Origin of the sequence: Limosilactobacillus caecicola, assembly GCF_943192935.1 — a bacterium.
In the GTDB taxonomy this organism is placed as follows: Bacteria; Bacillota; Bacilli; order Lactobacillales; family Lactobacillaceae; genus Limosilactobacillus; species Limosilactobacillus caecicola.
Genome location: NZ_CALPCI010000002.1, coordinates 78,491 through 91,087, shown reverse-complemented (window position 1 = coordinate 91,087; position 12,597 = coordinate 78,491). Strand labels below are relative to the sequence as shown.

Genomic DNA, 12,597 nt, shown 5'->3' with positions numbered 1-12,597 from the left:
TTTACCGTCGCTTTCGACCCCAATATTGGAAGAGGTCAGTCCGCAGTGCCCCGTTGTAGAGCTTCCGACGCTTGGTGGCCTTGGCACCATAATAGTGTTCAAACTCCAAATCAGCGGTCAAAATATACTTACTCCAGGTCGTCATCGGCCGGTAAATTTCACCCATTTGGCGGTACAGTTCATGAACCGTTTCCCGGTCGCTCAGTCGCTCACCATACGGCGGGTTCGCCACCAAAACACCATTAATTTGGTCAGTGTGCCAATCTTTGACCGCGAGCTGTTTGAATGTAATGTCATGGGTTAATCCAGCAGCCTGACAGTTCCGTTGGGCAATTTCAACCATCCGCTGATCAATATCGTAGCCATGGATTTCCAATTGCACATCATAGTCGGCTTGGTCATCGGCTTCATCACGGACTTCATCTGCCAAACCAGTCGGGACTAAATTTTCCCATTGTTCACAGACAAAGGAGCGGTTAATCCCGGGCGCGATGTTGTGACCAATTAACCCGGCTTCGATGGGGATCGTACCTGATCCGCAAACGGGATCCACAAACGGATTGTCAGGAAACCAGTGCGCCAAGAGTACTAAGGCAGCCGCCATATTTTCCTTTAATGGTGCTCCCCCCTTATCCTTCCTATATCCCCGTTTAAACAGACTATCACCGGTCGTATCCAAGGTCAGCAACACGTGGTCTTTGTTAATTGCCACTTCTAAGGGGTATAAATGGCCGGCTTCCGGCAACTTCGTCCGCCGGTGGTAAACGGCCATCATTTTCTCCGCAATCGCCTTTTTCACGATCGCCTGCACACTAGGTACATTATGAAGTTGGGAACGGTGACTCTTGCCCTCAACCGGAAATTCCGCATCCAATGGCAACAATTGGTCCCATGGCAAGGCCTTTGTCTGCTCAAAAAGGTCATCAAAGGTCGTCGCATCAAATTCACCAACGATGATCTTGACACGGTCAGCTGTCCGTAGCCAAATGTTGGTCGTTAAAATATCTTTGATGTTCCCGGTAAACCGCACCCGGCCATTCTCCACCCGGGTTTCGTACCCCAGCCGACGAAGTTCCTTGCCGACAATGGCTTCAATCCCCGCTGCGGCGGTTGCAATTAATTGATAGTCTTCCACATTCATTACCTCGTTACTTTTTTAATTCAAACCTTTCCCATTATGAACGAAAAAAGCCAGAAAGACAATTGCTTGTCCTCCCGACTTTGAGAAAGATGCGATTATTGTAACCGTTCAAATGTCGTATTCTTATGATCTACCCCTTGACCAGCATTAGCGATCTGGTAAGTAAAGCTTCCGGCATGCATCTTATGGCCGAGCACGAGGACCCGGTTATATTGCCAACGGGATGTTTTCCCTGATTGGGTCTTAGAAAGGGTCAAATGACTGCCCTTGGCCAGATACTGCCAAGTACCATTCTTGGCTTCACTATTGTAGACAGATTCGAAATTGTTCTCACTGCTGTTAGCTTTCAAAGCTTGTGACTTTTGCGCAGTCACCACAACCTGGTCAGAAGTTTTGGAAAATGCCATGTACAATTTGTTATTGCCACTAACGCTGGTGTACTGATAGACATGTCCAGGAACGGCGCTAGCCACCCGGTGAGTACAAAAGAGGTAACCACCAACCAGGATAACCACCAAGGCAACAATCACACTAATAATCGTTTTACTTTTCCGTGTCATTCCTGCCATTAGTCATCATCCTCGTTAGTTTCATTCTGGGTATCGACTTGTTGACTGTCTTGGTTGTCATTGTCGCTACTACTTTGGTTATCAGAATCGTCCGAAGAACTATCCCTGTCGGAACTCTTCTTGGTGTAAACCGAAACTTCACCATCGTCGTAGTCAACGTAGACATCGTTATCATCGTCGTCCAAGTTGTCCTTAATCAACTTTTCGGCCTTGCTGAAGTTCCCCTTCTTCACAGCCTTGTTAATCTTCTTAGCATCGTTACCAAGGTCGACTGATTCAAGATCATCAGAATCACTGTCGTCATACTTGCTGAACGTGATGTCATCATCACCATTGTTGCTAGCCGCTTCAGACAGGTCAGAGGCTAATTCATCGCTATCAGCTGGGGCAGCCGATGAATTGGTAGTTGAGTGGTGACTCTTCTTTGTTGACGACTTCGTAGTCGTTGATGAGGAGGCACTAGTCGTGTCCTCATCACTGTCATTGCTATTCTCGTTATTATTCGTTTGACTATTGTCGGTGATGTTCGTAGTGCTGTTGTCACTATTATCATTGTTCACGGTCACCTTTGGGCTAACCTTGAACGTCACGTTCTTTGGCCCGTTATTGATCGTCGTCTTGGAAATGACAACTTGGTGTGGATCACCAACAGGACCATGGTAATCAGCTGGTACCGACCCGTTCCGGTTTAAAATCAGAGTTTGGCCTGCATAAATCAAATTAATATTTTGAATATGGTTATCATAGGCAATTTTGTTCACCGAAATGCCCGTAGCGGCGGAAATTCCTGATAGGGTATCACCCCACTGTACGATGTACTTCGTACCATTCAGGTCATTGGTGTTGATGTGTTGCATCGCCATGTTATTAGAAATTTGTTGCGGCGTGTTGGCAACCCAGTTCGTGATGTCAGCCTGTTCTTCAACACTGCCGTTAACCGAATCAGCCATGACGGCCGGGCTCAATAATGCCGGGCCCGCCAACACAGCGGTCATTAAGAGCGCTGCTAACTGCTTTTTATTCTTCATTGTCTAAAATCCTCCCGAAATGTAACAAAATAATTATAAACCTAGTTTAACGCTGATCGAGCGGACTTTCAATAATTTTATTAATAACAGGACGTAAAAAAAAGCCCGGCGAACCGGGCACCTGAGTTGCAGATTTCTGTAGGCCATGTTTTGTCAAAGCATAGTGGTCAGGCATTCACTATGCAGTGGTAATCATCTATCTCAACGTCAAAGACGTTCCCCTGGAATCACTTCAATTCGTTATCCAAAGCTCCCCTACCGTAGTTTGGGTTTACCGCTTGAGGGGTTTACCGCGTTCCATCAGCATTGTTTCCAATACTGCTTCGTCACTGTGGCACTTTTCAGGAATACTGGGGCATAGCCGAAGCCTTAGCCGCTTTTTCCGCCGTCACCGAAAATCGGTGCCCCGCCTTATCGTTTCAGCGAGCACAAACACTACGGGCATCGCAGCCCGTGCGAGCATGGACCTTCCTAACACGACAATTGCCGTGCTCGATTACCCAAAACCTGCAAATTTTAATCAGTTTGTGGATAATTAAAGGAGGTGTGAGTCGTCATTGCCGTTATTTAATTGGGAACCGAAAACACGCCGTTCCAAATTAGATAACCGCTTTAAGATATCCATATTCGTAGCATTGGAAACCGGTTGACTCGTCGTCGAAGGATTGGAATTGATGGATGATCCCACTTCAACTTGACGATTTAATTCATCAACCTTGGACTTCAGACGGTCATTTTCGTCCCGTAAATTCTGAACTTCCTTGTTAAAGGTATCATAGTCCTTGATAACGTCGTCCAAGAAGGAATCAACATCATCAACATCGTAACCTTTACCAATACTCTTTTCTTTGAACTGCTTGTGCAGAATATCTTGTGGCGTAAATTTAATATTATCCAACGTAAAACACCTCAACATTAATCAATAATCCAACAACATGGAATATTTTACCGAAAATAAACAGTAATTACAAGGTTAACGAACTGAATATCTAGATCAAAAGAAAAAATTAATAATCTGGCTCTTCCTGTTCGGCAATCTCCGTCGCCGCTTCTTGTAAATCGTCAAAATTAATTAATTGGATTTGGTAGTCATATTGTGTTTGATATCTCTGAGCGGCACGGTAATCCCACGAAGGCTTACTGTGTTGCTCGCTGTCGCTCTCCCGGTCGACATCAAAAATCATCAATAGTTGGTCGGAATGCTCTAACATGAAGCGTTGGTAGTCACGTAATTGCTGTGGTGATTGGTACGGCTGGTTACTGACCGCGGCATGAAAGTCAACTTTCGCTAAGGTTTCCAGCAGCTTGGCTTGGTTTTGCTCGTTCCAGCGTTGGGCCACCGCTTGATAAGGTTCAATAATCGACGTCTTTAACTGTGGATAGGTTGTTTTTAGTTCAGTGGCGACTTCAATCGCCCAGCGTTCAACTCCCATTTGGGGACCACTAATCAGCCAAAATTCTTCGTCACTCATGTTCAATCGAGCTTCAAATGAATTTTTTAACACACTTTTAATAACTTTAACTTTTGGATCGTCATCCTGAAAAACGCTGAGTTCATAAGCCCGGTATCCCGTCACCCATAGTCGTTTCATCTTTTTACCTCCTCATGAGTGGGTAAAATAAATTTAATTCTTGATTCTCTGGTATAATATCACGTAGTCAAGGGAGGAGCCAAAATGAGTATTCACTATCCAACCGGCCAGGGACCAACGAACCGTAAAATCAAACGTGCCAACCATGTTACTTTACGGCAAGCCTCCTATAGTAAGCGGGGGATGTCCTTGGAAAAGGAAATTAACGATAGCAATCAGTATTACCTTGCGACTCACCAAGCGGTGATTCATAAAAAGCCCACCCCAATTCAACTTGTCAAGGTTGACTATCCAAAACGGAGTGCGGCCGTCATTAAGGAAGCATATTTCCGGCGCCCTTCTACTACAGATTATAATGGGATTTACCGGGGATATTATATTGACTTTGATGCGAAGGAAACCCGTAACAAACGGTCTTTTCCGTTAAAGAATTTCCACCAGCACCAAATCAATCACCTCATGGCTTGTCAAGAACAAGGTGGGATTTGCTTTGCATTTATTAAATTTACGACGTTAGATTTGTTATACTTATTACCGGCGACCAAATTATTTGATTATTGGCAAAGCCAAAAAAATGGTGGTAAGAGTTCTATTACCCTCGCCACGATTAAAAAAGATGGAATCAAAGTTGAATATGGATTAAATCCGCGCTTACAGTATCTACCTGCAATCGATCAACTTATTGCCATCTATAAAAAAGGAGAAAAGCATGAATAATGATGAGTTTCCTAGTCGTCGCCAAGACGACATTGAGGAAAGCACTGATCGGGGCTCACTCGTCAAACGAATTTTCCTGTGGGCCATCGGGATCATCGTCCTACTAATTATTGCTGGAGCAGCCCTCTTCTTCTACTGGGCATCCAGCGCACCAAAAATTAGCCGTAATGAGTTGGCGAGTCAAACCACGACCACAATTTACGACGCTAATAATAAGGTGATTTCGCGGCTGGGAGCACAGAAGCGGCAATACGCCAAATCTAGTGAGATTCCGACCACTCTGAAACACGCAGTGGTTGCCATCGAAGACCGGCGCTTCTACTCCAACCATGGGGTCGATCCAACCCGGATCATCGGTGCCGCATTCAACAACATCTTCCACCGGTCTGACGGGACCCAAGGTGGAAGTACACTGACGCAACAGTTAGTGAAGTTGTCCGTCTTCTCAACCTCCGCGGCAGACCGAACCTTTAAGCGCAAGGCCCAAGAAGCTTGGTTAGCCATTAACGTGGACCGGAATTTCTCCAAAAACGAAATTTTGGAATTCTACATTAACAAAGTTTACATGGGGAACGGCGTCTACGGAATGAAAACTGCGGCCCAATACTACTATGGTAAGAATTTGAATCAATTGTCATTGGCTCAATTAGCCATGCTAGCTGGGATTCCGCAATCACCAACTTATTACAACCCGGCAGTCAGCAATACAAAGGCGGCAACGGTCCGTCGAAACCAGGTGCTGAATGCGATGGTACGGAGTAAGTACATCACCCAAGCCCAAGCCAATGCAGCGAAAAAGGAATCCGTCACTAAGGGCTTAGACAAGACCCACGGGAACACTAAATCCAATGACGTGAACGTCAAGGAACCCGTGGTTGACGCTTACGTGAAGGAAGTACTCGCCCAACTGGAAAAGAAGGGCTACAATCCACAAACTGACGGTCTCCAAGTTCACACCAACATGGACTTAAGTGCCCAAAAGCGGCTGTACTCAGCCGCTAACAGTCAAGTGTCCTTCCAAAGCAACCAAATGCAGACTGGGGTCGCAATTACCAACCCCCACAACGGTCAAGTGGTTGCCATGCTTGGTGGTCGCCACACTGGCAACACCATTTACGGATTAAACCGGGCGGTGCAAACTAACCGTTCATCAGGTTCAACTGCTAAGCCATTAATGGATTACGGACCAGCGATTGAATATCTCAACTGGCCAACCTTCTACACACTAAGTGATTCTAAGTTCATTTGGCCGGGAACCAACACTGAATTGCATGACTTTGATAACCAACACAAGGGAACCATGACAATGCAAGATGCCTTGGTTCAATCGCGGAACATTCCGGCAATTCGGGCTCTGCAAAAGGTTGGCATTTCTCGTGCAACCACTTTCTTGAACGGTTTAGGGATCTCCCAAAAGAAGGCCTTTACGTTAAACAACGGGATTGGATTATACATTTCACCATTGCAAGTTTCTGCAGCCTATGCGGCCTTTGCGAATGGCGGAACGTACTACAAGCCATACTACATCTCTTCCATTACCACCCAGGATGGCAAGACGATTAGCTACCACAAGCATGGTAAGCGGGCAATGTCCAAAGCCACTGCTTACATGATCACTTACATGCTAAAGGGTGTTATCGACAGTTCTGATGGTACTGGGACGGCCGCCCATATCAGTGGTGTCCACCAAGCCGGGAAGACCGGGACGACCAACTACCCAAGCGGTCACAGTCAATCTGGGGTCATGGATTCCTGGATGGCTGGGTACACTAAGAACTACTCAGTAGCCGTTTGGACTGGGTATGACCAACCAATGACGAATGCTATTTCCACGGCTTACGAAAAGAGTGCCATCCAGCTCTACAAGGTCATTATGCAATACCTGGATGGTCAGAATCATGCCAGTGATTGGAAGATGCCAAGCACCGTTGAAGCTGTCAGTTACCACGGTAAGAAAGGCTTGGTTATTAAGGATTCCAAGTGGGCCTTAGAGTACACGGCGATTGATGATGACGATTCGAGCGATTCATCATCGAGTGAATCAAGTTCGAGCGGTGACTTATCATCATCCGTTAGTTCCTACTTCGAAAGTCGGGGCAATTCCTCAAGTGCGGCAAGCTCATCCAGCACGGGTGGTAGTTCTAGCACGAATAATACAACGGCCACGGAACCATCGAGTTCTGGCAATAACAACTCACAAGGGGACGGTAACCAAGCCACTCCTTCAGCTCAATAACCTAAAATGCTCTCCAGGGGGATACCCCTGGAGAGCATTTTTCTTTTACAGTAAACTTTTGATGCGCGGAATAAGCAATTGAGCCACCCGCTCCCCACCACGGGGGCTCCAGTGCAAGTGATCACCAAAGTCAAATTGGGATCGCAAGCTTCCTGTCTGGGGATCCGTTAAGGACCGGGCGCCATCAACGACCCACGTCTGTTGTCGAAGCCACTGGTTAATCCGTTGACGCTGCCGTTCAATAATTTGTTCCGCCGGTAAAGGGTCGGGCAAATTAAAGAGCCGAATTGGAGCGATGGTAGTGGTGAGCAATTCACTATCGTGCGCACGGACTAGTGCGGCCAATTGTTTAAAACCGTTCGCTAATTCGCGGGGGCCCACATTTTGCTCAGCAATCATCCGACTGTAAAACGGCAGGACCAAGTCATTTGCCCCGATCAAGGCAATCGTAAGCTGCGGAGCCGGCAAAGCCCGGTATAACCGGCTTAACAGACGCCGGCCAAAGGTTTCGTAGAGGGGTTCCTCCACTGGTGCATCATGGAGCAACTGGTTACCTGAAATACCAGTCAAGCGCCAACTAATTTGGTTGGGATAGTGCTGATTAAAGTAGGTAATCAATGCTGTTGACACCATCCCGCTCTCCACCAGTGAATCACCAGTAACTCCCACCGTAAGGGGCTGATGCTCCGTCTCTACCGCCAAACTCTCAAATGAAAACCAGCCCTTTCGATTCTGCCAACGTTCAGTCAGTGGTGGAACGTACTCTGGCCGTCTGGACAAGGCAGCATTAGTAAGCGCCGGATCATAGATTGAGGCAAAATCAGCGTACGTTTGCGCTTGGTTTGCGATCAGACGCACGTAGACCGGTTTGCCAACCACAATGCTCAGCAGTAGCTGGTCAGTTTCAATCGCGGTTCCAGGCGCAATCAGCACCGTTCCCCGTCCTTGGTAGGTGATCCGCCAGGCAGTAGTAAAGCGCGGTTCCAAAGCAATTTCAACCCGGTTGAAAGTTAAGGACTCCTTACCAAAGTAGTTGGTCAATTTGAGCCGGACACGCTGTCCCGCAATCGTCGGTGTCACCTTCACCACCTGGTCCAAAGCCGGATAGTGAAACGGGAGCATGCTGTAATCATGTGTGAGTTGGTAATGACTGGTCACCCAGGGCATCTTTTCCTCCATTCTAAAACAAAACGGTGCTAGGCCTTCCGCGGTCTAACGCCGTTCGTTTTGATTAATGAATTAATTAATGCTGTTCAGCAATCAAGTTCGTAACTTCCGCAGGCGAGATCCCCATAAAGTACTTGGTTAAGTCCAACTGATCAAGAGCCTTTGTAAGAGTTTGTGGATCATACCGCAATCCAGTCAGGGCCTTTTCAACGTCCTGAACGTCACCCGTCCCGAAGAAATCACCGTAGATCTTCAGATTTTTAACCATGCCGTTTTCCACCAGGAACCGGGCATCGATCGTTCCACTCGTGAAGTGATGCCGTTTCTTAACGGTAAATTCAGGTGATTTGCCGTAAACCCAATCCCAGTTATTATACAAACGGTCTTCGATCTCATCAATGGCGGCATTGTCTTCATCCGTTAGCCGGTACTCATTCTTTTGAGCCTCGGCTAATGAATCAGTGTGATAAATCTTTTTAATTAATTCATCGCGAAAATCAGTCGTCAAGAGGTTTTGGTACTGCGGTTTCAGATACTGCATAATATTGGTAACCCGCGAACGAACGGACTTAATCCCCTTCGAAGCAATCTTATCCTTTGGCACATGTAAGGCGTGAACAACCGCGTCCGTGTTGACATTGTACATCAAAGTTCCGTGGGAGAACGTCTTGCCCCCACGAGTGTACATCGCATTGCCGGAAAACTTTTTCCCGTCAACTACAATGTCGTTCCGCCCGGTAACTTCCGCACCAGTACAACCCATCTCGTGCAATGCATCCACGACTGGTTTGACGAGGTCCTTGAAATCACCAAAACGAATATCATCGGCCGGAACAACAAAGCTAAAACACATATTACCGATATCTTGATACATTGCGCCACCACCGGACAAACGTCTGGTGACTGTGACGTCATTTTCTTCACAGTACTGCTGGTTAATTTCCTCCAGCGTGTTCTGATTGCGGCCAACAATAATGCAGTCCTTTTCAATGTAAAACAGCATAAATGGTGGCTTAATCCGATCACTATTCATTAAATATTGTTCAGTCGCTAGGTTTCGGCGAATATCGCGGCTCTTCATTGCTACATATTGCATAATTAATCTCTCACTCACTTAAAAGTTCTAAATGTTCGTTGGCATCCCTAATGCAACATCTGCATCATCCATAATTGCTTCCGACAATGATGGGTGTGGGTGGATTGTCAAAGCAATATCTTCAACAGTGGCTCCGGATTCAATTGCCAACGTCAGTTCACTAATTAAGTCTGAAGCGTCAGCGCCAACAATTTGCGCCCCGACAACTTGCTCTTGATCCTTAGTATATACCAAACGAACAAAACCGTCTGGGGAATGCATCGAAACTGCCCGACCGTTGGCTGAGAACGGGAATTTAGCCGACTTAACATCGAGGCCCTGATCCTTGGCTTGAGCGACTGTCAAACCGGTCGTTGCAATCTCTGGGTCAACGTAACAAACGGCTGGCATCGCCCGGTAATCAACGACTGACTTTTGCCCCGCGATGGCTTCAGCGGCGACCTTCCCTTCGTAACTGGCCTTATGAGCTAAAGCGGCACCGGCAACAATATCGCCGATCGCGTAAATGTGGTCAATATTGGTCCGCCCTTGCGCATCAACCTTGATTAAGCCACGGTCATCAGTTTGAATCCCCACTTGTTCTAAGCCAATTTCTTTGGTATTTGGCTTCCGGCCAACGGCTACACAAACATCATCGACGGTTAGCGTTTGTTCCTTACCGTCCAAGGTGTAGGTCACAGTCACATTATCACCATTATCAGTTGCGGACTTGGCCATGGCATTTGTCACAATTGTCACCCCACGCTTTTCGAGGTTACCTTGGGCAATCTTGACCACGTCTTTTTCATAGTTCCGCATGATGGCATCGGTCCCTTCCAGGATCGTCACATGGGTACCAAAGTTAGCATAGGCAGAGGCCAATTCACAACCAATGTAGCCACCACCGATGATGACCAATTCCTTTGGTTGGTCCTTTAGTTCCAAAAGACCGGTGGAGTCAATGACTCGACCATTAAATTTGAAACCAGGAATTTCAATTGGGTGACTCCCGGTGGCAATAATCAAATTCTTGAAGGTGTAAGTTTGGGCACCATCTTCGTGCATGACCCGTAAACTATTCTTGTCTTTCAAGAAGGCCTTCCCATGTAAAACATCAATTTTATTCTTCTTAAAGAGGTATGAGACCCCATTGGTCATTCGTTGAACCACCGAAGCCCGGTAACCTTGCACTTTGGACCAGTCTAAATCAACCTTTGCAGAACTAATGCCTTCACTTCCTGAATTCAAGGCCGTTTGGTAATCATGGGAAACTTGGATCAACGCTTTAGAAGGAATACACCCAACCCGCAGGCAAACCCCACCAAGTTTGGCATTTTCTTCGACCACCGTCACTTTTTGGCCAAGTTCAGCCGCATGCACGGCAGCAACATAACCACCAGGACCTGAACCAATGACGACCGTATCTAAATCAATTGGAAAATCTCCTACAACCATGATCTTATCATCCTTCCATTAATAGCAATTCTGGATCAGCCAAAAGTTCCTTCAACCGATTCATTGCCCGTTGTGCCGTTCCACCATCGATCACCCGGTGATCAACCGCCAGCGACAACTTCAAAATTTTCGCAACCTTAACTTGGTTGTTTTCAACAATTGGTTCAGGAGAAATCTTCCCCATTCCAAGAATGGCAACTTCTGGCCAGTTGATTAGTGGAGTGAAGAAGCCACCACCAATTGAACCGATGTTGGTAATGGACATCCCGGTGTGACCCATGTCGTCAGCACTTAACTTACCATCCTTTGCCTTGGCAGTATTGGCAGAAATTTGCTTGGCGATGTCAAAGAGGCTCCGTGAGTCTGCGTGCTTAACGTTTGGAACGAAGAGGCCCCGGTCAGTATCGGTCGCAATGCCGACATTAATGTAGTCACGGTAGTTAATGGCGTGATTATCCATATCGACAGTGGAGTTAAAGACAGGGTATTCTTTCATAATCACGGCCAAGGCCTTAGTCAGGTAAGCCATAAAGGTCAGGTGAACACCATGTTCCTTTGCCAATTCCTTGTATTTCTTCCGGTGGTCCCAAAGCTTGTCAACATTGACTTCATCAAAGAGGTGAATCATTGGGATTTCACTAGCGGACTTAATCATGGCCTTGGCGGTAGCTTTGCGAACCGGCGTCATCTTTTCACTGTGCGTTGGCCATTGAGCATCTGGAGCAGGCGTTGAGACCGTAGCGGACGGTGCACTTGTTGCAGTGGCTGCTGCAGGTGCCGGTGACTTCAGAGCAGCTTCCACGTCGGTCTTCAAAATTTGACCGTGGCGACCGGTACCCTTGACCGTTGCCAGGTCAACATCATTGTCACGGGCAAACTTCCGCACTGCTGGCATAGCCAATACAGGAACGGAATGATCGGCTGTTGCTGGTGCTGAATTAGTATTAGGAGCCGACTTAGTCGTTGGCGCGGTACTGGTAGGTGCTGGTGTGGACGTGGCAGCAGCGGTAGCAGCTGCATCAACGTTACCTTGACCCTTGGCAACCGCTAAGCGAACCAACGGTTGACCCACTTCTGCGGTTTCATCTGGTTGGACAAGGATCTCTGTAACCGTCCCATCAACTGGTGATGGTAATTCTTCAACGGACTTGTCGTTTTCGATTTGAACCAGGTCATCATCCTTCTTGATCGTATCGCCAACCTTAACGTGCCATTCACCAACGGTGCCTTCGGCCATTCCTTCACCGATATCCGGCAGCTTGAATTCATAGACATCCTGACCACCGTTATCAGGAGCAGGTTGGGCTGACTGAGCGGTAGCGGCTGGTACATCGTCTCCACTAACGTTACCTTGACCATCAGCGACCGTAATTTCAACTAATGGTTGGCCAACTTCTGCAGTTTCGTCTGGTTGCACCAGAATTTTAGCGATGGTGCCATCAACTGGTGATGGTAATTCTTCGACGGACTTATCGTTTTCGATTTGGACCAGGTCATCATCTTTCTTGATGGTGTCGCCTTCTTTAACGTGCCATTCGCCGACGGTCCCTTCGGCCATCCCTTCACCAATGTCAGGTAACTTAAATTGGTATTTTTCACTCATGCTCTGTTCACCTC

General features: G+C 47.1%; 11 protein-coding genes and 1 other RNA gene. 2 read left to right on the top strand and 10 right to left on the bottom strand.

The window, feature by feature from the left end:
- Position 1: 1 nt before the first annotated feature.
- The 6 genes from NFR43_RS03050 to NFR43_RS03025 all read right to left on the bottom strand — a co-directional run bounded on the left by NFR43_RS03050 (position 2) and on the right by NFR43_RS03025 (position 4,330).
- Complete coding sequence (locus NFR43_RS03050) at positions 2–1,135, bottom strand: THUMP domain-containing class I SAM-dependent RNA methyltransferase (protein ID WP_251546400.1); 1,134 nt, start codon at positions 1,133–1,135, stop codon at positions 2–4.
- A 101-nt stretch (positions 1,136–1,236) separates the two neighbouring features.
- The gene (locus NFR43_RS03045; protein ID WP_251546399.1) at positions 1,237–1,710 is read right to left on the bottom strand and encodes a hypothetical protein; all 474 of its coding nucleotides are present in this window, start codon (positions 1,708–1,710) and stop codon (positions 1,237–1,239) included.
- Positions 1,710–2,738 carry a LysM peptidoglycan-binding domain-containing protein gene (locus NFR43_RS03040; protein WP_251546397.1) on the bottom strand — a complete coding sequence of 343 codons (1,029 nt, stop codon included), beginning with the start codon at positions 2,736–2,738 and terminating at the stop codon, positions 1,710–1,712. Before NFR43_RS03040 ends, NFR43_RS03045 begins: the two co-directional genes overlap by 1 nt.
- 134 nt (positions 2,739–2,872) lie before the next feature.
- Positions 2,873–3,246, bottom strand: an RNA gene (gene rnpB / locus NFR43_RS03035) — RNase P RNA component class B.
- A 27-nt stretch (positions 3,247–3,273) separates the two neighbouring features.
- Positions 3,274–3,636 carry a cell division regulator GpsB gene (gene gpsB / locus NFR43_RS03030; protein WP_251546394.1) on the bottom strand — a complete coding sequence of 121 codons (363 nt, stop codon included), beginning with the start codon at positions 3,634–3,636 and terminating at the stop codon, positions 3,274–3,276.
- 109 nt (positions 3,637–3,745) lie between these two features.
- The gene (locus NFR43_RS03025; RefSeq protein WP_251546392.1) at positions 3,746–4,330 is read right to left on the bottom strand and encodes a DUF1273 domain-containing protein; all 585 of its coding nucleotides are present in this window, start codon (positions 4,328–4,330) and stop codon (positions 3,746–3,748) included.
- An 84-nt stretch (positions 4,331–4,414) separates the two neighbouring features.
- Here NFR43_RS03025 and recU point away from each other — a divergent pair, with 84 nt between their 5' ends.
- Both recU and NFR43_RS03015 read left to right on the top strand, forming a co-directional pair.
- Positions 4,415–5,047, top strand: coding sequence for a Holliday junction resolvase RecU (recU, locus tag NFR43_RS03020; protein ID WP_251546390.1), 633 nt, complete (start codon positions 4,415–4,417; stop codon positions 5,045–5,047).
- Entirely contained in the window at positions 5,040–7,283 is a 2,244-nt protein-coding gene (locus NFR43_RS03015) for a PBP1A family penicillin-binding protein (protein WP_251546388.1), read from the top strand. Before recU ends, NFR43_RS03015 begins: the two co-directional genes overlap by 8 nt.
- Positions 7,284–7,328: 45 nt before the next feature.
- On the opposite strand, the gene NFR43_RS03010 is transcribed toward NFR43_RS03015, so the two are convergent.
- From NFR43_RS03010 to NFR43_RS02995, 4 genes are all read right to left on the bottom strand, one after another.
- Positions 7,329–8,450 carry a GDSL-type esterase/lipase family protein gene (locus NFR43_RS03010; protein WP_251546386.1) on the bottom strand — a complete coding sequence of 374 codons (1,122 nt, stop codon included), beginning with the start codon at positions 8,448–8,450 and terminating at the stop codon, positions 7,329–7,331.
- Between the two features lie 76 nt (positions 8,451–8,526).
- Positions 8,527–9,546 (bottom strand): lipoate--protein ligase, encoded by a 1,020-nt coding sequence (locus NFR43_RS03005; protein ID WP_251546384.1) that lies wholly within the window; start codon positions 9,544–9,546, stop codon positions 8,527–8,529.
- A gap of 27 nt (positions 9,547–9,573) precedes the next feature.
- Complete coding sequence (lpdA, locus tag NFR43_RS03000; protein WP_251546382.1) at positions 9,574–10,980, bottom strand: dihydrolipoyl dehydrogenase; 1,407 nt, start codon at positions 10,978–10,980, stop codon at positions 9,574–9,576.
- Between the two features lie 7 nt (positions 10,981–10,987).
- Entirely contained in the window at positions 10,988–12,583 is a 1,596-nt protein-coding gene (locus NFR43_RS02995; RefSeq protein ID WP_251546380.1) for a 2-oxo acid dehydrogenase subunit E2, read from the bottom strand.
- Positions 12,584–12,597: the final 14 nt, after the last annotated feature.